This window comes from Flavobacterium celericrescens (assembly GCF_011392075.1).
In the GTDB taxonomy this organism is placed as follows: domain Bacteria; phylum Bacteroidota; class Bacteroidia; order Flavobacteriales; family Flavobacteriaceae; genus Flavobacterium; species Flavobacterium celericrescens.
This window is the reverse complement of sequence record NZ_JAAJBV010000006.1, coordinates 182,421-204,491: the sequence shown is the minus strand read 5'-3', so window position 1 is coordinate 204,491 and position 22,071 is coordinate 182,421. Positions and strand designations below refer to the sequence as shown.

The following is a 22,071-nucleotide window of genomic DNA, read 5'->3' as shown; positions in this document are numbered from 1 at the left end:
GTTTGCCATTTACAGATACTGATGTTGTTGCATTAGGGTTAAAAGTATTAACTCCAGGCACATATTCTATTTCTATTGAAAATGTTGATGGATTATTTACAACTCAAGATGTATTTATTAAAGACAAATACAACAATAGCATTCATGATGTCAAACAAACACCATATTCGTTCACAACACAAGACGGAATTTTTACAGACCGTTTTGAAGTGGTGTACAAAAACACATTAGCCAATGAAGATTTTGTGAATGAAAACAACATTACAGTTTACACTACAACAAATGGTATTGCAATTACTGCTACTGAAAACATCAAAGAAATTACAATATTTGATGTATTAGGTAGAAAACTATATCACAACGACAAAGTAAACGACAAAGAAATGATTGTTTCTAAACTAACTGCTACAAATCAAGCGTTACTTGTGAAAACCACATTAACAAATGGTCAAACTATCACTAAAAAAGTAGTGTATTAATAACTATATAAACACTTAACAAAGAATCCCAGTTCATCTGGGATTCTTTGTTTTTATGAAATAAAGTAAAATTAATTAAGACTTTTTGATATATTTGTTTTCCCCAAATTACTACATTATGAAAAAAAAGTTACTTAGAGTAAGCCTTTTCCTCTTAGCTACTATGGCTACAGGCTATTTTTTAGCTACAAAGTTTGAAGAAAAAGAAATTATTAAAAAAAATACTATTTCTTTTGACACTCAAGAAAAACAAACTGAAAACCCTGAATTAAAAAGTAAATCCAAAAGTTTAGTTGTTCACTCTAATAAAAAAGAGCACAATGTTGTTTCAGTAGAGAAAAATATTGTAAATCAAACTTCTCAAAGATATTCTGAAAAAGAGTTGGATTCTATTGAAAAACTAAGAGAAAAATACCATCAATTAGTTAATTATCATCCGTATAGAAAAAAAATGCGTTTACCAAAAGCAGAACGTAAAGCTTTAGGATTACCTCCAAATGCATATAATGAGCAAGAATGGTTATATACGGCAGACCCAAACTTAGGGCGCCCAACTCCAGAAGTTACTTTAAATTTACAAAAAGAATTAAACCAACAGCTAGAGTCAGGACGTGTTCCAGGAGACGGTATGGACAATCAATGGGTTGAACGTGGTCCTAATAACGTTGGTGGAAGAACTAGAGTAGTTATGTTTGCTCCAGGCAGTACTACAAAAGTATTTGCAGGAGCTGTTAGCGGTGGATTATGGGTTAATAATGATATCACTAGTGCCGCTGGAAGTTGGTCACAGGTTTCTGGAGTGCCGAGCAATATGGCCGTAACTTGTATGACAGTAGATCCCCAAAATTCTAACATCATGTATATTGGAACTGGAGAAGTATATACTTGGGGTGCTGTCAATGGTAATGGAGTATATAAATCCATTGATGGAGGTGTAACGTGGAAACTTATCTTTACGGGTTCATCGACTGTTGTTGGTGATATGATTGCTTATATTCAAGATATAATAGCTTGGCGAAATCCAAGCACAGGATTAACTGAAGTTTATTTTGGAGCGGATGCTATGGCGTATACTGAAGAAATTACTTCAGCTTCAGGAGGCGCTGGCTATTCTTATTTAGGCTCAAACACAGTTGGGCTATATAAAAGTACAGATGGGGTCAATTTTGTGAGACAAACGAATGCTTCTTTATATAGCACAGCAGGAACAAAATTTGTAGCTCCAAATAGTTTTACAATAGATTTTGCTGGAAATTTATTCATGGGTTCGAAATATAGTTATGCGACTGGTGAAGGGGGAGGAAGAGTTTATAAATGTACAACAGGATCTGATTGGACTTTAGTTCGTAATTTTTCTACAACGGCAACAGATGGAGGTAGAGTTCAACTTGTAGCATCAAAGACTGCTGCAAATAGAATGTTTGCATTGTGTGAGAATAATGGAACAGGATTACCTTTTATAAGAAGATCAACAGATGGTTTTGCTACTGTAAACACAACAATAGCATTGCCAATAAGTACAGGAAATCAGCCACCTGCAGCTACAGATTTTACTCGCGGACAAGCTTTTTATGATTTAATGATCGGTATGAATCCAACAAATGATAATGAGGTATATGTTGGAGGTATTGAAATTTTTAGAACAACAACAGCTTTTACTGCAACGGCAGCTTCAATGTGGACTCAGTTAACAGATTGGACGGGAAATAACGGTTCGTTAGATGGAGTTCATTCAGATCATCATGTAATGACGTTCTGTTCAACACAAACATCTAGAGTTGTTTTTGGATGTGATGGAGGGGTTTATTATTCAAATGATTCTGGAACCACAATAGGTGTTAGAAACAATAACTATAATGTAACACAAGTATATAAAGCAGATATTAATACTGCATCAACATCAGTAAACAGGTTCATAGGTGGATTGCAAGATAATGGGTCACAATATGTGTCAAATGCTGCGGCAGGAACAAATGCTACAACTGATTTGTTTGGTGGAGATGGTTGTTGGGAATTTATTGAAGATACAGATGCATATGTAATTGCTTCATATGTATATAATTATTATTCTAGATATAATATTAATGGTGGATGGTCTTATGATATTGCTGCGAATCAAAATGATGGTGATTTTGTTAATGAATGTGGTTTAGATAGTGCAAATGATAGATTATATGCTAATGGAACAACTGCAACTCCTACCTACCAAATCTATAAATACGATTTAGGAGCAAGTAACGCAACAAGAAGAATACTTACAAATGCACTTTTAAATGATATTCCAACGTTTTTCAAACCAATGCCAACCACAACAACATCTGTTTTAGTTGGTCTTGCAAATGGAAGATTGTTACGTTTAAATAATGCCGCACTTGCAACTACTACAGCTACAATTAATGCAATAACATGGTCAAACATAGCAGACCCTTCTTGGACAGGAGCTATTTCAGATATTCGTTTTGGAAATACTGAAAATGATATTTTTGTTACATTTCATAATTACGGTGTACCGAGTATTTGGTATACTTCAAATGGAGGAACTTCGTGGCAAAACAAAGAAGGAAATCTTCCAAATCTCCCAGTTAAATGTATCTTGCAAAATCCGAATGCTACCGATGAAGTAATTATTGGTACAGAATTAGGTGTTTGGTATACAATGAATTTTAGTGCCGCTTCACCAAATTGGAGACGTTCAAACGATGGAATGAAAGATGTTAAAGTTCTTAATTTCGAATATAGAGCTCTTGATAACACAATTGTTGCAGGAACATATGGAAGAGGAATTTGGACAGGTCAATTTTGGCAATGTGGAACAACTACAACTACATGGAATGGTACAGCGTGGAGTAATGGCGTACCAACAAGCAAAGTGGCTGTTACTTTTGCAGGAAATTATTCTTCTACTGCAAGTTTAGATGCTTGTTCAGTTACGGTTAATACGGGGGCAAATGTTGTATTTAATTCAGGACATACTTTAAGAGTAGGTGAAAATGTTACTGTAAATGGCACAGGTACTCTAACATTTAATAACGGCGCAGCTTTAATTCAACATACAAAACACGCTGTAAATTCAGGAAATATTGTTGTGAGTAGAAACTCAGCACCAATGATTCGTCAAGATTATACGGCATGGTCTTCACCTGTTGCAGGTCAAAATTTATTGGCTTTTTCACCAAATACAATTGCAACTCGTTTTTATGAATATTTATATACAGGAACAACAACTCCAACGGCTTATCAATCTGTAACACCTTCTACAAACAGTTTTGCTACTGCTAAAGGATATATGATTAGAGTTGATAATACATGGTCAAGCGTAACACCAGCAGTTTTTAATGGACAATTTACTGGAGTTCCTAATAATGGAAGCTTGACTTATTCAGTTGGTCAAGGTTATAATTTATTAGGAAACCCATACGCATCTCCTATTAGTGCTTATCGATTTTTAATTCAAAATCCAAAAGTAGAAACATTGTATTATTGGACGCACACAGTTCCTGCAAGTGGAGGAACATATCCTCAAAATAACTATGCTTCATATACTACTTTAGGTGGGACGGCTTCTGCGGCTGGAGGTGCAATTCCAAATGATAAAATTCAAATTGGACAAGGATTTTTTATTCAAGCAAACACTGCACACACAGTTACTTTTGAAAATGAATTACGCGAAGATGCTAGTACAACCACTCAATTTTTTAGAAACAATGAAACTGAAGTTGAAAATTCTGAAAAACATAGAATTTGGTTAAATCTTAATGATAGTTCTGAAAAATATAATCAAATTTTAGTGGGATATTTACCAAATGGGACTAATGGTTTTGATAGATTAATCGATGGAAAAACATTAGACATTTCTAAAACAATATTATATAGCTTAATTGATGGAAATCAAGAATATGTTATTCAAGGAAAAGGTAATTTTTCAGCGGATGATACAATAAAATTAGGTTTAAAAGTTGTTATACCAAGCAGTTTTGAAATCAGTATTGAGCAATTTGACGGATTATTTGCAAATCAAGCGATTTACTTAAGAGATAATTATACAAATGCAATTCATGATTTGAAAGAAGGTGCTTATTACTTTTTATCTCAAGCGGGGACATTTAATGATAGATTTGAGTTGGTGTATAAAAAACCATCTAATCAAGAAGAAATAATAGTAGAAAACACAGTTTTAGTTTATGCTAACAGTGGAGTTATCAATTTGAATTCTTCCATTGAAAAAATAAGTTCCATTGCAATTTATGATATTCTTGGAAAAGAAATTTTCTCAAAATCAGAGATTAATAATAATGAATTTAAAGTTCAAAATCTTGCAATTCAAAACCAATCGTTAATCGTGAAATTAACATTAACAAACGGAAAACAAGTAACCAAAAAAATAATTTTTTAAGAATATAGTTTTTTGTAAAAAAACCCAGTCAAATTATGATTGGGTTTTTTATTTGATGAAATCTAAACATTTTTTGTATTTTTGAAATTATTCAACAAACACAATGGAAAATATAAAGCAATACGTTCAAGCTAATAAAGAACGTTTTATTAATGAGTTAATCGAATTATTAAAAATACCATCTGTAAGTGCTGATAGTGCTTATGCACATGATGTAGTTTCAACTGCAGAAGCCGTAAAGGCAAGTTTGGAAAAAGCAGGTTGTGATTTCGTAGAATTATGCGAAACACCAGGATATCCAATTGTTTACGGCGAAAAAATAATCGATAAAAATTTACCTACAGTTTTGGTTTATGGACATTATGATGTGCAACCACCAGATCCAATGGAATTATGGACTTCACCACCTTTTGAACCTGTAATTAAAACTACGGAAATTCATCCTGAAGGAGCCATTTTTGCTCGTGGAGCTTGCGATGATAAAGGACAAATGTACATGCATGTAAAAGCTTTTGAATATATGATTCAAAACAATTGCTTGCCGTGTAACGTTAAATTTATGATTGAAGGAGAAGAAGAAGTTGGATCAAAAAGCTTGGGCTGGTTTGTAGAACGTAATCAAGAAAAACTTGCAAATGATGTAATTTTGATTTCTGATACAGGAATGATTTCTAACCAACAACCTTCAATCACTACAGGGCTTCGTGGGTTGAGTTATGTGGAAGTTGAAGTAACAGGACCAAATAGAGATTTACATTCAGGATTATATGGTGGAGCTGTTGCTAATCCGATTAATGTGTTGACTAAAATGATTGCTTCGCTTCATGATGAAAATAATCATATAACCATTCCTGGTTTTTATGATAAAGTGGAAGAGCTTTCGACTGAAGAAAGAACAGAAATGGCAAAAGCACCATTTTCGTTAGAAAACTATAAAAAAGCTTTAGATATTGAGGACATCTATGGCGAAACGGGTTATGTAACTAACGAACGAAATTCAATTCGTCCAACATTAGATGTAAATGGAATTTGGGGTGGTTATACAGGCGAAGGCGCAAAAACAGTTATTGCAAGTAAAGCATTTGCAAAAATTTCTATGCGTTTAGTGCCAAATCAAGATTGGGAAGAAATTACAGAATTATTCAAAAAACATTTTGAGAGTATTGCGCCAAAAGCAGTAAAAGTAAAAGTTACGCCTCACCATGGAGGTCAAGGATATGTAACTCCAATCGATAGCGTGGGCTATAAAGCCGCTAATAAAGCGTATACAGAAACATTTGGTGTGCCTGCAATTCCTGTTCGTTCAGGAGGAAGTATTCCAATTGTAGCTTTGTTTGAAAAAGAATTAAAATCTAAAACAATATTAATGGGATTTGGTTTAGACAGTGATGCAATTCACTCGCCAAATGAACATTTTGGGATTTTTAATTATCTAAAAGGTATTGAAACAATTCCATTATTCTACAAATATTTTGTAGAAATGAACAAATAGTAAAAAAGGTTGTCAAAATTAATTGACAACCTTTTTTTATGTTTATTTTTTGCTTGAAGCTTCTAAATTTCTTTCAATTTCATGTCCTGGTCTAGACCATTTAGGTTTTTCTCCTAACGATTCATATTTTGAATCGGCTGCTTCAACAGTTTTAGGTTGCATTATTTTAATAAATGGTTTCTGCGGTTGCAATCCGAGTGTTTCAAACATTTTCATGTCTTCATTTACATCAGGATTTGGAGTTGTTAATAATTTATCACCAGCAAAAATAGAATTGGCACCAGCAAAGAAACACATTGCTTGACCTTCTCTGCTCATTTCTGTTCTTCCTGCTGATAATCGAACTTGAGTTTCTGGCATAATAATTCTCGTTGTGGCAACCATTCGAATCATTTCCCAAATCTCAACTGGTTTTTCATTTTCCATTGGTGTTCCTTCCACAGCTACTAAAGCATTAATTGGAACTGATTCTGGTTGAGGGTTTAAGGTAGAAAGAGCAACTAGCATTCCTGCTCTATCTTCAATGCTTTCACCCATTCCTATAATTCCACCACTACAAACAGTGACATTGGTTTTACGAACATTGTCAATTGTTTTCAACCGGTCTTCAAAACCTCGTGTTGAAATTACTTCTTTGTAATAATCTTCAGAAGTATCTAAATTATGGTTATAAGCATATAAACCAGCTTCTGCTAATCGAGCGGCTTGATTTTCTGTAAGCATTCCAAGTGTACAACAAACTTCCATGTCAAGTTTGTTAATTGTACGAACCATTTCTAATACTTGGTCAAATTCAGGACCATCTTTTACATTTCTCCATGCAGCACCCATGCAAACTCTTGATGAACCTGAAGATTTTGCTCTCAATGCTTGTGCTTTTACTTGTTGTACAGACATTAAATCATTTCCTTTTATGTCTGTGTGATAACGAGCAGCTTGTGGACAATAGCCGCAATCTTCTGGGCATCCTCCAGTTTTGATGGATAATAAAGTTGATACTTGAACAACATTAGGGTCGTGGTGTTCTCTGTGAATAGTTGCAGCCTCATACATTAAATCCATTAGGGGTTTGTTGTAAATGGCAATTATTTCTTCTTTTGTCCAGTTATGTTTAGTAATACTCATGGGTCATTTTATTAAGCCTCAAAAGTAAATAATAACTTTGGAAATAAAAACAACAAAAGGCAATTTAGAATTCATGAAGTAATATCCAATCATTATGAAAAAAATAATTCCATTTTGCTTTTACGAAATCTTGCTTTGGGTCGATTAAGGTTTTGTATTCACTTCTGTTAATACTGTTTTTGCAATTAATATAGATGCTAATATTATTGTTAGTATATTCTTTTTTTATGCGTTGACAATATTGCCAAATAAAATCTGGCTTCGTGGCTAGATTTTTTGCTTGATATGGTGTTAAATCTTTATTATAATTATAAATGAAAACTTCGTTAGTGTTATTGTCCTTTATTTTAATGTTGATGTATCCTGAACGTTCTCTAAGCATCATGCGCCAACTTAATCGATGGCCTTCTTCAGTCCACAATACATCGCCTTTAATCAAATAGTGTCTTAAAGGAAGTAATAATTGAAGAATAAGAAATGGTAAAAATATATAAAAGACTAATTTTTTACCGTACAAGTTGTTTTCACCATTTGATGACCATTCAATTTTAGGTTTTCTTTTCAAGAACCAATTTCTAATTTTTTCAGGTTCATAAAAGAACAAGCTAAAACTCAATGCAAAAAAAGGAAAAATGCCTATTTGTAGGAATATTGCATTGAATAAATGAAAAATTAGTGAGGCTAAAAGAGCAATTGTTCTAGTTTTTTTAAACAATAAAAAAGGCACAATAAGCAAATCAAAAAAAATACCTGCGTATGCAATAAACAAATAAAACCAAGGTTTAGAGAAAATATTTTTAAAAGGCGGAAATAAATTAGATGATGAAAGTAGGTTTCTTGTAAAGGTGCCGTCAAGCCAGTCTGGATATAGTTTTGCTATAGACGCATAGAAATACAATATGGCGATTTGAGAAATAAATACTATACTAATCCAATAAGGCATTGAAAGTTTTTTATTGATTCTTCCTTGTTTTACATCTATTGATGCAAATTGATTAGCAGGAAGAAAAATCATAAAAAAGCTAATAATTAATAGTAAATAATAATGGTTGTTATAAGTGGTTTTTTGCATAAAATAAACGCCAGCCCACAGTATAGTGTATAAGATTATTGCTAAACGATAATAATAACCAAGCATAATAAAAATCCCTAAAATTCCCATTAATACAAAATAGTAAAACATTCCGTTTTCAGGGAGAGGTTTAATCCATTCAAATCCAATAAAAGGGAAAGCATATTTTATATCAATTAAATTTGCTTTAACCCACCCAGTAGCTATCGCGCCGAAACTTTCACAAGCGATAAGAAAGCCAAAAAATATTCGGAATACTATTAAAGGGGCATTGTCGATTTGTTTAAAAAGATATGTTTTCATGATTTTTCAAAAAGGCTAATGAAAATTCGCGATCTCTATATAATTGTTCTTTTAGCGCATCAATTGATTCAAATTTTTGCTCTTCTCTTATATGTTGCAATAATGTTATGGTAAGTATTTTGTTATATAAATCTTGATTGAAATCAAAAAAATGAACCTCAATAGTTTTTTCATTTTCCCCAAGGGTTGGGTTGAAACCAATATTCATCATCCCATAAATAGTTGCATTGTCAATTTTACTTGAAACAATATAAACACCGTTTTTGGGAATTAATTTATAATTTTCGGATAAAGATATATTTGCTGTTGGAAAACCGATTGTTCTACCTAATTGTTTTCCTTTTGTTACTTTTCCAGAAAAAAAGTAATTATATCCTAAATAACTATTTGCGAGAATAATGTTACCATTTGCAAGTGCATTTCTAATTTTGGTTGAACTTACTGAAATTTCATTAATTTCTTCAGCATTAATTTGTTCTACTTCAAAATTATATTTTTCTCCAAATATGATTAAATCATCAATATTTGCAGTTCTGTTTTTTCCAAAACGATGATCGTGACCAATAATAATTTTATGAATTTTCAATTTTTCAACTAAGATAGATTTTACAAATTCCTCTGCTGATAATTCTGAAAAATTTTCGTCAAAAGGATGGATGATTAGGTTGTCAATACCAAATTTTTGAAATAATTCTATTTTTTCTTCAATGCTATTTAATAGTTGAATGGAAGAATCTTGTTGTAAAACCATTCTTGGATGAGGATAAAAAGTAAGAACTAAACTATCAAAAACGCCATTTTCAGTTGAATTCCGAAGCTTGTGCAATATAGATTGATGCCCTAAATGGACACCGTCAAAAGTCCCTAGGGTTATGATAGTTTTTTTAGTAGAGGTAAACTCAAAAATTGAATGAAATGTTTTCAAAGCATCTAAATTGCGACAAAGATAATTTCTTCAGGTAAAGAAAAGAAAGTAAATTAAAAAAAAATGATTTTATTATTAAGTTTTCGTTTTTTTTAATATTTTTGTGTATTAATCGTAATTATAACCAAAAATGAAAAAAACTTTACTAATTTTTGTTTTTTCGCTTTTGACAGCCTCATTAGGTTTTTCACAAACGGAAAAAGCATGGTCAAACTACAAGGGCCAAGAGATTAAAGTTTCTAAATCAGCACAAAGAGAATCTTTTCCCCAAGATTTTAAATTGATGCAATTAGATTTAGCAGCTATGAAACAAGTGCTGTTAGCAGCTCCAAACAGACTTGAAAGCAGTAAATCAAATTCAATTATTTCAATTCCTAACAGCGAAGGTATTTTAGAGCGTTTTGAAATGTTTGAAGCATCTAACTTTGATGCTGAATTACAAGCACAATTTCCTGAAATTCGTTCATTTGTTGGACAAGGTATAGACGATAAAAAAGCAATATTAAGACTTAGTGTTGATCCAAGGGGTATACAAACTATGATTTTTAGAGCTGATAAAGGGACAGAATTTATGGAGCCTTATTCAGAAGATAATAAAGTTTATGCTGTTTATCAGTCTAGCACTAGAAGAAATGGTAAATTACCTTTTACTTGTTCAACTTCTGATCAAGAATTGATTAATGACTTGTCAACTACTGATGTTACTTCTCGATCTAGCACAGGTTCTTTATTAAATTTCAGATTAGCATTATCTTGTAATGGTGAATACTCAAACTATTTTGGTGCTACTAGTGCTGCTCAAGTAGCAAATGTTTTAGCTGCATTTAATGCAACAATGACTAGAGTTAATGGTGTTTTTGAGAAAGATTTCGCAATACATATGAATATTGTTGCTTCAACTACAAATGTAATTTATTATAACCCTACCACAGATCCATATACAACTATGGCTAATTGGAATACTCAATTACAGCAGGCATTAAACACTACGTTAACAGGTCCAGCAACTACACTAGCTGCGAATAATGCTGCTTATGATGTAGGACATATGTTTGGTTCTACTGGTGGTGGTGGAAATGCTGGCTGTATAGGTTGTGTTTGTGTTAATGGAATAACTGCTGGTACTGGTTCCACTAAAGGTAGAGGTATTACTTCACCTGCAGATGGTGTTCCTCAAGGAGATACTTTTGATATTGACTATGTTGCTCATGAATTGGGACATCAATTTGGCGCAAATCACACTTTTTCAAATGCAAATGAAGGTACAGGTGTAAATAAAGAAGTAGGTGGTGGAGTAACTATCATGGGCTATGCGGGTATTACATCATATAATACGCATATGAATTCTATTGATATTTTCCATGCTGCAAGTATCGCACAAGTTCAAGCTAATATGTCGACTAAAACTTGTCCTACAACAACAGCAATTACACATAGTGCACCTGTGGTTAATGCAGGGGCTGATTATACAGTTCCATTAAGTACACCATTTATGTTGACTGGTTCAGCGACAGATGCTGGAGGTACTAGTACATTAACATATGCTTGGGAACAAAATGATGATGGTGGATCGAATATAGATGCGGCAAGTGTTGCTAGTCCAACAAAAACAACAGGACCAAATTTTGCTTGTTATCCTGCATCTTCTAGTCCAACAAGATATTTGCCAAATATGACTTCTGTTTTAAATGGTAGTACAACAACTCAAGGTGTTGGAGTAACTATGGAAGCACTAAGTTCTGTTGCAAGAACATTGAACTTTAGACTTACTGCTCGTGATAATGTAGCTGGACAAGGACAGACTAATTTTGATGATATGGTAGTTACTGTAGCTAATATTGCAGCATTAAATGTTACATCTCAAAATACAGATGGAATTTCTTATCCAACAGGATCTACTCAAACGGTTACATGGACAAGTGCTGGTAATAGTGGTATTGCTGGTGGTGCAAATGTTGATATCTTATTATCTACTGATGGTGGTGTTACATGGACAACACTTATAGCAGGTACACCAAATGATGGATCACAAGCAGTTACTTTACCATCAACTGCAGCTCCATTTTGTAGATTTATGGTAAAAGCAAGTGCAAATATCTTCTTTAATGTTAACACTAAAAGTTTTGCAATCGGTTATGTTGTTACAAGTACTTGTAATACGTATTCAAACAATACTACTTTGACAGTGCCTGATGGTACTGGAGCAAACACTCCAGGGGCAGTAGTTACTAAAACAATAGCTGTGCCAGCTCCAACTCAAAACATTTCAGATGTTAATGTAACTTTAGGGTTTACACACACTTATATTGAAGATTTAGTTATTGCTATGAATCACCCTGATAATACTCAAGTTGTGTTGTGGAATAGAAATTGTGATAATGCACCAGGATCATTAACTTATGTTTTTTCTGATGGAAATCCAACAGTTCCAACAACTGGATGTACTGCAACAACAGGTACATTTGCACCTAATACTTCTTTAGCAGCTTATAATGGTAAAGTAACTAATGGAACATGGACATTGTTGGCCGCAGATTATTATAATGGTGATACAGGTAGTATTAGTTCGTGGTCAATAGAGCTTTGTTATCAACAAATTGCTTTAGCTACAGAAAGTTTCTCAATCAACGATTTAGCAATCTACCCTAATCCAAATAATGGAAACTTTAATATTCAATTTACTTCAAATTCAGGAAATGAAATTAAAGTTGGTGTACATGATATGAGAGGAAGAGAGATTTTTACAAAATCATATACAAATAACGGATTATTTAATGAAAATTTACAATTAAGCGGTGTACAAGCAGGTATTTATCTTGTAACAATTCAAGATGGTTCTAGCGAAGTAACTAAAAAGATTGTTGTTGAATAATTAGTTATAAATATAATAAAAAAGAGGTAGTGAGAGCTACCTCTTTTTTTTGCTTTAAAAAATTACATACTCAATAAAAATATTATATTTGTCTATTAATCATAATCTTAACCCAAAATGAAAAAAACTTTACTGCTTTTATCTTTTTCGTTATTGATGACCTCTTTTGGTTTTTCACAAACGGAAAAAGCTTGGTCAAGCTATAATGATCAAGTAATCAAAGTTTCTAAGTCAGCTCAAAGAGAATCTTTTCCCCAAGATTTTAAATTGATGCAGCTTGATTTAGTAACAATCAAACAGGCTTTACTTGGAGCTCCAAATAGGTTTGTTAGTAATAAATCAAACATAATTATTTCAATTCCTAATGCTAACGGACAATTAGAACGTTTTTCAATATTTGAATCTTCAAATTTTGACAAGGAATTACAAACTCAATTTCCTGAAATTCGTTCTTATGTAGGAATTGGTATAGATGATAAACATGCTCAATTAAGAATGAGTGTTGATCCAAGAGGAATTCAAACAATGGTTTTTAGAACAGATAAGCGAAATGAATTCATGGAGCCTTATTCTGAAGATGGAAAAATTTATGCGGTATATTCTTCTGAAAGATTAAAAGGGAAATTGCCATTTACTTGTTCAACTCAAGAACAAAGTTTAACAAATAGATTAGGTGATAAAGTTTCTAAAGATGATTCAAATTTATTGCGTTCAAGTACTTCTGAATTATTAACTTTCAGATTGGCATTATCTTGTACAGCGGAATATTCAAATTATTTTGGAGCAACTAGTGCTGCTCAAGTGGCAAATGTTTTAGCTGCATTTAACGCAACAATGACTAGAGTTAATGGAGTCTTTGAAAAAGATTTTACAATTCACATGAATATTATCGCTTCAACTACAAATGTAATTTATTACAATGCAGGGACTGATCCATATTCCGCAGCTGCAGCTGGTTCTGGAGGAGCTTGGAATGCTGAATTACAAAGCACATTAACAAGTGTTATCACAGAGGCTAATTATGATGTTGGACATTTGTTTGGTGCCTCAGGTGGTGGTGGTAATGCTGGATGTATTGGATGTGTTTGTGAGGATGGCTCAAAAGGAAGCGGTTTTACATCTCCTGCTGATGGAATACCTTCTGGTGATAATTTTGATATTGATTATGTTGCTCATGAAATGGGACATCAATTTGGTGCAAATCATACTTTTTCACACAGTAATGAAGGAACAGGAGTCAATATGGAAGTTGGTTCTGGCTCAACTATAATGGGTTATGCAGGAATTACATCAAGAGATGTTCAGCCTCATTCAGATGATTATTTTCACTTTGCATCTATTTTTCAAGTAGAAACTAATATGGAAGGTAAAACTTGTCCTGTGAGAACACCTATAGCTAATGGGGCTCCAGTTGTAAATGCAGGGTTAAATTATACCATTCCAAAAAGCACACCTTTTATTTTGACAGGGAGTGCTACTGATCCAAATGGGAATCCATTAACATATTGCTGGGAACAAATTGACAATGCGGGTTCAACTCAAACAAATGCTGCCTCAGCAGCTTCTGCAACAAAAGCATCAGGACCAAACTGGAGATCATATGATCCAGTTAGTTCAACTTCAAGATATTTCCCTCCAATTGATAGAGTTATAGCAAATTCTACTACAACCAACGGTACTGGTAACGATGTAATTGTCGTTGAGGCATTAAGTTCAGTAGCAAGAACATTAAATTTTGCACTTACAGTTAGAGATAACGTTGCAAATGGAGGCTTAACAAATACTGATGCAATGGTTGTTACTGTAAATGGAACAGCAGGACCTTTTGCAGTGACTGCACCAAATACTGCAATTTCATGGCAAGTAGGGACTAATCAAAATGTAACATGGAATGTTTCAGGGACAACAACAAATGGTGTTAATTGTGCAAATGTTGATATATTTTTATCCACAGATGGAGGTTACACATATCCTATAACTTTGGCTTCTGGGGTTCCAAATGATGGTTCTGAGAATATTACAGTTCCAAATAATATTGGTACTACAAATAGGATTATGGTGAAAGGAAATAATCACATTTTTTATGATATTTCAAATGTTAACTTTACAATCGCAGCTCCAACATCATCTTTTTCATTGTCTTATGCTGGAGCTATAGGCGCTCAAACTGCGACAATTTGTCAAGGAAATTCAGCTTCATATAATTTACAATATACACCATTAGCGGGTTTTTCTGGAACAACTACTTTTAGTGCTACTGGAAATCCTGCTAATACTTCTGTAAGTTTTTCTCCTGCTTCAACAACTGCAAGTAGTGCAGTTACCGTAAATCTTACTTCAACTGCGGCAGTTGCAACTGGTACTTATACAATTGTTGTTACCGGAACATCAGGCGCTACAACAAGAACAGTTAATTTGTATTTAACTGTTGTTAATGGAAGTTTTGGTATTCAAAATTTAACTTCTCCAGCAAATTTAGCTACTGGTCAAGCTACTTCTACTGTTTTATCTTGGCCTGCAAATGCAGCAGCTACTTCTTATGATGTTGAAGTTGCAACAGATGCTGCTTTTACAAATATTATTGCAACAGGAACTATAACAGGAACTTCTACAACTATTTCTGGATTAAATGAAATAACAGATTATTTCTGGAGAGTTAAGCCTAAAAATTCTGGTTGTTCAGGAACATTTAGTTCTTCATATAAATTTACTACTGGCGAATCTAATTGTACGTTTAATTATTCTAATAATACTGTTTTAGCTGTAGGTGATGGTGCAGGTGCTAATACAGCAGGAACAACAGCTACGAAAACAATAGTTGTTCCAGGGACAGTTACAGGAAATATTAACGAAGTTAATGTTGGATTAGCATTTACTCATACTTATATTGAAGATTTAGTTATTGAGTTAGTTCATCCAGACGGAACTATTGTTTCTCTATGGAATAGAAATTGCGATGAAGAATTCGATAATGTTAATATTACTTTTTCAGATGGTAATCCTGCAATTCCATCATCTGGATGTACAATTTCTACAGGAACTTTTTCGCCAGATTCACCACTTTCAGCTTTAAATGGAAAAACAGCTAGTGGAACGTGGACGTTAAGAGCTACAGATTGGTATAATGGTGATACTGGATCTATAGGAAACTGGTCAATTAATTTGTGTATGGCTCAAACGCCATTGTCAAATGAAAGTTTCTCAATCAACGATTTAGCAATCTACCCTAATCCAAATAATGGAAACTTTAATATTCAATTTACTTCAAATTCAGGTAATGAAATTAAAGTTGGTGTACATGATATGAGAGGAAGAGAAATTTTCACAAAATCATATACAAATAACGGATTGTTTAATGAAAATTTACAATTAAACGGTGTACAAGCTGGCATTTATCTTGTAACAATTCAAGATGGTTCTAGCGAAGTAACTAAAAAGATTGTTGTTGAATAATCTAAATTATTTAATAAAAAAAGTCCCGATTTATCGGGACTTTTTGTTTTTTAAAAACTCCATTTTTTATATTCTGTAGCTGATTCTAATGTTTTTTCTATGTTATTATCTAGTTTTGGAAAAAAATCAATTCCCGTTCTTTTTTCAATTTCATCTACGCTGACGACAAATTCATATAATGGTTTTTCCGATGCTTCATGTGGAACCAAAAAACCTATCATTTTTGTACCATCTTTAGTAATTAAAATTTTATAAAAATATTTTGGAACAGATACTTCTTCTTTTCCTATTGTTTCTAAATCATTACTTAAAACACCACCGGTTATTACATAAATACCATCATATTTTTCTGCCCAATACCTTGTTTTTTCTTCTAAACGATTCCATATTCCAGCATTAAATTCGTATAACTGAGGCGAAATATTTGAGGTATAAAAAGTTTCTTTATATGCAGAATATGAACTTTTTCTATCTCCTGCGGGACATAAATGACCTTTGTTGTAGCCTGATTTTTTGTAGTTTCTCCAATCTGCTGATTCAGTTTTCACAATTGGATCTTGTTCAAAAAAAGGCCTATCAAATTTTGAAAAAGTGATGTCATTTTTATTTAAACTATAAGCTACCCATTCACTTTGTTCGTGATCTTCTGAATAAGAAAATGTATAACCGTCATGTTTGTATATTGTATTTGTAGTGGAGGTCGGTAAATAATCAAAACTTGAGGTCAATGGATTACCAATTGTTTTATGTTCTTCTTGATTTTCTATTTCAGGTTTGTTTTCTATACATGAAAATAGCATTAGGACTATATTTAAACAAATGAATTTTCTCATAATCTATCGTGGCTTAGTTTTTGTTATCTTTGTAAAAGTAATTTAATAATTTGAAAAGATGAAGACAAAAATAATCCCTATAATTGTTTTGTTTGTAATGCAATTTAGTTTTGCGCAAGAGAAAGTAAAAGACACCTTAAGTACCGCTACTGAAAAAGTATTGATTGAAAAAAATAAATTAAAGGAAAAAGAAGAAATTCTTAAGACAGAACAAAAGCTAGAAAAAGAACGCCTGAAAGAATTGGATAAGGCTGAAAAAGAAAAAAAAGCAGCTGAAAGGGAACAGAAAAAAGCTGAAAAAGAGCTAAAAAAAATTGAAAAAGAAAAAGCACAAAGAGAAAAAGCAGTTGCTCGTGTTGAAAAGGCAAAGGAGAAAATCAAAGATGCTAAAAATGATCTAGAAAAAGATAAAGAAAAATTTGAAAAGTTAAAACGTAAAGGGAAATTATCTACAGAAGATGAATTAAAATGGAGAGAAAAAATCCTTAAACAAGAAAATAAATTTTTAGAACTTCAATTAGATCTTGAAAAAGCACAAAATAAATTAGACAAACTAAACTAGTACAATTAAATCCCGTTTTTCGGGATTTTTTGTTACCATTCGTTTACCTTATTAGCGTCAAGCTTGATGAAAATGAATAATAATATTGTAAATGCCCATAAACTCGAACCTCCATAAGAAAAGAACGGCAATGGTACTCCAATAGTAGGGAATAGTTTAATAAGCATTGCAATATTTACAAAAAAGTGTGTAAATAAGTAAGTTGCTACACAATAACCATAAACTCTACTGAATTTTGTTTTTTGGTTTTCAGCCAGATAAATTATGCGCAAGAAAAGAGTTACAAACAATAAAATTACTAATGTTGAACCAAAAAACCCCCATTCTTCTCCTACCGTAGTAAAAATGTAATCTGTGTGTTGTTCGGGTACAAATCCTCCTTTGGTTTGCGTTCCTTCAAGATATCCTTTTCCAAGCAATCCTCCTGAACCAATTGCAATCATTGATTGGTTTAAGTTGTAGCCTTCTTTTTTCATGTCGACATCATCTCCAATAAGAACGTTTATTCGGTCTTTTTGATGTGATTCTAAAACGTTATTATAAACATAATTTACAGAAAATGAAAAGGCAACAATTACCAAATAAATTAAGCCATATACAATTGGATTCCTTGATATTTTTCGATTTAAAACATAATGAACTATCATTATTATTAAAATTGCAATAATAATATATAGTGGCTGAATTAAAAGAGATAAGAAAAATAAAGCTATTGCAATAATTCCAGATATAAAATACCAACTAGGTAAACCTTCTCTGTTTAGAACAAAAATTAAAGAAATAAAAATCATTGCACTACCAGCATCAGGTTGTAAAAGTATCAAGAAGACGGGTAATCCAACTATTGCTAGTCCTATTAGTTGGTCTTTTGTGTGTTTTAAATTGATTTGCGAATAGCTCAAATATTTTGCCAAAAGTAAGGCAGTAGCAGTCTTTACAAATTCTGAAGGTTGAAAACCAAATCCGCCAAATTGATACCAATTGGTTTGTCCTTTAATAGTTTTTCCAAAAACAAATAATCCTAATAATAAAACTATTCCAATGCCATAAAACACAAAGGAAAATCGTTCAAAAAGCTTAGCTTCTGTAAATAAGATAATAAAAATAATAGGAATTGTTAGCCCAATAAAAAGCATTTGTCTTCCATAAATTTGAGATAAATCAAAAATTGATGTTTCTTCTAATGGTAGTGAAGCAGAATAAATAGTCATCCATCCCATAATTACTAAAGCTATATAAAGTAATAAGGTAATCCAGTCAATGCTTGATCCGATGCTTTGATTTCTCATTTTAGTTTGTTTCTTCTTCTTTTTTTGCTTCTCCTATTTGTATTTCTCTTTTTGCAATAGAATCATTTGCTTTCTCCGATGTTCTCTCTGGAAATCGCTGGTATATTATGTTTTCTATTTTGTTGTATTCGGGTAATAAACTTCCATTTAGCATTGTGTTTTCTAAATCAGTTCTAGAAATTTTCCCATTTACATATTTTTCGATCATTAATGTTGCAATTGGTCCAGCCCATCTATTTCCCCAATATCCATTTTCAACAAAAACAGCGATTGCTATGGTAGGATTTTCTCTAGGTGCAAATGCTACAAAAATGGAATGGTCTTTTAGTTGATAAGTTTTTCCAGCGACTCTAATTTTGTTTTCAGCTGTACCTGTTTTTCCGCAGATTTCTAAACCTTCAACTTTTAAATTGTAGGCTGTACCTACATTATAAACATCTGCTAATCCTTGGATGACAGGTGGAAAATATTTTTTATCAATAGTTGAATAATGTTTAGTAGTATATTTTTCATCTAACGCTTGACCTTTTATTTTTTTTACGATATGTGGTGTGTAATAATAGCCTCTATTTGCCACTACAGCCATCATATTAGCAAGTTGAATAGGTGAAGTTAATATTTCTCCTTGACCAATTGAATTTGAAATAATGGTATTGCTTCTCCATCCTCCATTTGGATATGCTCTTTTGTATGTTTTTGAAGTTGGAACTAATCCTTTAGCTCCAATTGGCATATCAGTCCCTAGAAATTGTCCTAGCCCAAAACTTTTAACATGTTTTGACCATACGTCAATACTTTGTGATGGTATTTTGTATTTATCAATTGAACGTTTAAAAGCTGTTTCAAAGTAGGTATTGCATGATTTGTAGATACCATTGTTTAGTACCAGCGTATGTTGACCACAATGACATTTAATAAATCGACCAAAATAGCCACCATGATTACAATAAACCACTGTTTGTTCATCTATAACTTGTTCTTGTAAACCTATAAGTCCAGTCACAATTTTAAACGGAGAACCAGGCGGATAGGTAGCTTGTAAACCTCTATCATAAAGTGGTTTGGCAATAGAATCTTGATATAAAGCAGTATAGTTTTTTGACCGCTGACGACCTACTAGCATTGCAGGATCATAGGTTGGAGCAGAAACTAAGGCTAAAATTTCACCAGTTTTAGGCTCAATGGCAACAATTCCCCCTCTTTTATTTACCATTAATTCTGTGCCATATTTCTGAATTTCGTGATCAATGGTAAGTGTTAAGTCTTTTCCTTGTTGAGCAATTGTATCAAATTGACCTTCTTTATAAGGGCCAATTATTTTGTTGTGTTTGTCTCTTAATAAATATTTTACACCTTTAATTCCTCTAAGGATTTCTTCGTATTCTTGTTCAACCCCTTGTTTTCCAATTAAATCACCACTGTTATAATATGGGTTTTTTTCTAAAATTGCATCGTTTACTTGCGTGATGAATCCAAAAATATTGGCGCAATCTTTTACTTGATAATCGCGTAGTGCTCTTTTTTGAGCATAGAAACCTTCAAACTTTCGCTCTTTTTCTTGAAAAGCTGCATATTCTGCTTTGTTTAATTGCGCTAAAAAAACGGAAGGAAGCATAGGACTATATACTTTTGCTTTTTCTATTTTTTTAATAAAATCTGCTTTTGAAATATGAAGTAGCTTGCAAAATTCTATGGTGTCAATTTTTTTTATCTCTCTTGGGACCACCATAATGTCATATGAAGGTTGGTTTGCTACTAAAAGTTTACCGTTTCTATCATAAATATAGCCTCGTTCTGGAAAATCAAAAATCTTTTTAATAGCATTATTTTCAGATTTTAGTTTTAACGATTCATCAATTACCTGTAAGTAAAATATACGCGCAATTAAAATAATTGAACTTATAATAATTACGGCTGGTAATACAATTTTTCTCATCGTTTATTTGGCTTAATTAAATAGATTATGAGCAAGCAAATGGTAAAAGTAAAAAGTGTGCTTAATAATGTTCGAGAAAGAATTGTAAAAAGCAATCCTATTCTAAAATACTCTAAATAAAATAATATAAAGTGATGAATGAAAATAGCTAATAATAAAAGCGTAATTCTTTCTGGTGAAATTTTATCTGCTATTTTGACCGTTTGGTATTCATAACTTAGTCCAAAAGAAAATTTAAATAGTGTCGGTCTAATGAAGGCTAAAATTAAAGATGCCGTAGTGTGAATTCCTCCAGAATTGCAAAACATATCCAATAAAATACCGAGAGCAAAACTTCCAAGTAATAAAACACTTTTGTTGCTATTCACTGGATACAAAAGAATAAATAAAACATACGGATATGGGTTTAAGTATCCAAACAAGTTGATGTTGTTAAATATCAAAACTTGTAATGATAAAAAAACGATAAATCGAATGCTATTTAATACGCTATTGTTCACTTATTTTTTTGGTGCTGTTGTTATTGCTTCTAATTGTTGTTTTTCTTTTTTCTTTTTGTTTTCTATGACATATACATAGCCTAAAGATGTCATATCATTAAATAATCGAATATTAATTGTATAATAATTTGTTTTACGATCTATGAAAATCTTATCTATTTTTCCAATAGGAATATTTTCAGGGAAAATATCTGAATTTCCACCTGTTACAATTGAATCGCCTTTTCTTAATGAAGCCAAACGAGGGACGTCAATTAATTGTGCATATCCAACATTTCTTCCGTCCCAGACTAATGAGCCAAAATGATTTGAATTTTTTAATTTGGCATTAATCTTTGATTTGATGTTTAAAACACTTTGTATGGTTGCATAATTTGCCGATGTTTTTTCTACAATTCCAACAATACCTTTATCGTTAATTACACCCATATCAGTTTTTAAGCCTTTATCACTTCCAGCATTTATGGTGATATAATTTTCTCTGACGTTAAAAGAATTTTTCACGACTTTGCCTACCATAACTTTATAATTGTTTAGGTCGTTTCTAAAAAGCGTTTTTGAAGTAATTAAAGTGTCTTTTTTATTAAATAACAATTCTTTAAGTAAGGCGTTTTCTGAAGCTAAATCTTTATTTTTTTCTTTAAGACTCAGATATTCGTTGACTTCATTTACTTTTTTATACACAGCACCTGTAATACTATTGGCAGAATTTACATATTCGCTTCTGTGATAGGAGTGTGATTTTATGGTAAGTGTGAGCGATATGCCCAAAAGCAGCAAAAACAGCAATCGATAGCTGTTTTTTATGATAAAATTAATTATTTGCTGCATGGATTA

The 22,071-nt window shown here is 32.3% G+C and carries 14 protein-coding genes; 6 read left to right on the top strand and 8 right to left on the bottom strand.

All coding sequences use genetic code 11. The annotated features are described in order from the left end of the window. The 3 genes from G4L40_RS09685 to G4L40_RS09675 all read left to right on the top strand — a co-directional run. Window positions 1-479, top strand: a 479-nt coding sequence (locus tag G4L40_RS09685) for a T9SS sorting signal type C domain-containing protein (RefSeq protein ID WP_166236999.1), incomplete at its 5' end; no start/stop codon positions are given. Window positions 480-597: 118 nt separating this feature from the next. Further along, window positions 598-4,872: a T9SS sorting signal type C domain-containing protein gene (locus tag G4L40_RS09680; protein ID WP_166236998.1), complete on the top strand. Its 4,275-nt coding sequence runs from the start codon at window positions 598-600 to the stop codon at window positions 4,870-4,872. Between the two features lie 103 nt (window positions 4,873-4,975). Beyond that, window positions 4,976-6,364: a dipeptidase gene (locus G4L40_RS09675; protein ID WP_166236997.1), complete on the top strand. Its 1,389-nt coding sequence runs from the start codon at window positions 4,976-4,978 to the stop codon at window positions 6,362-6,364. Between the two features lie 42 nt (window positions 6,365-6,406). Here G4L40_RS09675 and bioB read toward each other — a convergent pair whose 3' ends face one another. From bioB to G4L40_RS09660, 3 genes are all read right to left on the bottom strand, one after another. Further along, entirely contained in the window at window positions 6,407-7,489 is a 1,083-nt protein-coding gene (bioB, locus tag G4L40_RS09670) for a biotin synthase BioB (RefSeq protein ID WP_166236996.1), read from the bottom strand. Window positions 7,490-7,553: 64 nt separating this feature from the next. Further along, window positions 7,554-8,864 carry an HTTM domain-containing protein gene (locus G4L40_RS09665; RefSeq protein WP_166236995.1) on the bottom strand — a complete coding sequence of 437 codons (1,311 nt, stop codon included), beginning with the start codon at window positions 8,862-8,864 and terminating at the stop codon, window positions 7,554-7,556. Continuing rightward, window positions 8,845-9,789, bottom strand: a complete 945-nt coding sequence (locus tag G4L40_RS09660) for a bifunctional riboflavin kinase/FAD synthetase (RefSeq protein ID WP_166236994.1) — start codon at window positions 9,787-9,789, stop codon at window positions 8,845-8,847. Before G4L40_RS09660 ends, G4L40_RS09665 begins: the two co-directional genes overlap by 20 nt. A gap of 130 nt (window positions 9,790-9,919) precedes the next feature. Between G4L40_RS09660 and G4L40_RS09655 the strand changes: the two genes are divergently transcribed. After that, entirely contained in the window at window positions 9,920-12,661 is a 2,742-nt protein-coding gene (locus G4L40_RS09655; protein ID WP_166236993.1) for a zinc-dependent metalloprotease, read from the top strand. A 117-nt stretch (window positions 12,662-12,778) separates the two neighbouring features. Next, on the top strand, window positions 12,779-16,114 hold the full coding sequence (locus tag G4L40_RS09650; RefSeq protein WP_166236992.1) for a zinc-dependent metalloprotease: 3,336 nt from the start codon (window positions 12,779-12,781) through the stop codon (window positions 16,112-16,114). A 50-nt stretch (window positions 16,115-16,164) separates the two neighbouring features. On the opposite strand, the gene G4L40_RS09645 is transcribed toward G4L40_RS09650, so the two are convergent. Next, complete coding sequence (locus G4L40_RS09645) at window positions 16,165-16,914, bottom strand: DNA/RNA non-specific endonuclease (RefSeq protein WP_235922630.1); 750 nt, start codon at window positions 16,912-16,914, stop codon at window positions 16,165-16,167. A 130-nt stretch (window positions 16,915-17,044) separates the two neighbouring features. Here G4L40_RS09645 and G4L40_RS09640 point away from each other — a divergent pair, with 130 nt between their 5' ends. Beyond that, window positions 17,045-17,509: a hypothetical protein gene (locus G4L40_RS09640; protein WP_166236990.1), complete on the top strand. Its 465-nt coding sequence runs from the start codon at window positions 17,045-17,047 to the stop codon at window positions 17,507-17,509. A 32-nt stretch (window positions 17,510-17,541) separates the two neighbouring features. Here G4L40_RS09640 and rodA read toward each other — a convergent pair whose 3' ends face one another. Genes rodA through mreC form a run of 4 tightly spaced genes read right to left on the bottom strand, consistent with a single transcriptional unit; the run spans window position 17,542 to window position 22,065 of the window. After that, on the bottom strand, window positions 17,542-18,798 hold the full coding sequence (gene rodA, locus G4L40_RS09635; RefSeq protein WP_166236989.1) for a rod shape-determining protein RodA: 1,257 nt from the start codon (window positions 18,796-18,798) through the stop codon (window positions 17,542-17,544). A 1-nt stretch (window position 18,799) separates the two neighbouring features. After that, a complete protein-coding gene (gene mrdA, locus G4L40_RS09630; RefSeq protein WP_166236988.1) occupies window positions 18,800-20,734 on the bottom strand; it encodes a penicillin-binding protein 2 in 1,935 nt (644 codons plus the stop codon). Beyond that, the gene (locus G4L40_RS09625; RefSeq protein ID WP_166236987.1) at window positions 20,731-21,234 is read right to left on the bottom strand and encodes a rod shape-determining protein MreD; all 504 of its coding nucleotides are present in this window, start codon (window positions 21,232-21,234) and stop codon (window positions 20,731-20,733) included. The genes mrdA and G4L40_RS09625 overlap by 4 nt, the downstream gene beginning before the upstream one ends. Beyond that, window positions 21,235-22,065: a rod shape-determining protein MreC gene (gene mreC / locus G4L40_RS09620; RefSeq protein WP_166236986.1), complete on the bottom strand. Its 831-nt coding sequence runs from the start codon at window positions 22,063-22,065 to the stop codon at window positions 21,235-21,237. Window positions 22,066-22,071 lie beyond the last annotated feature (6 nt).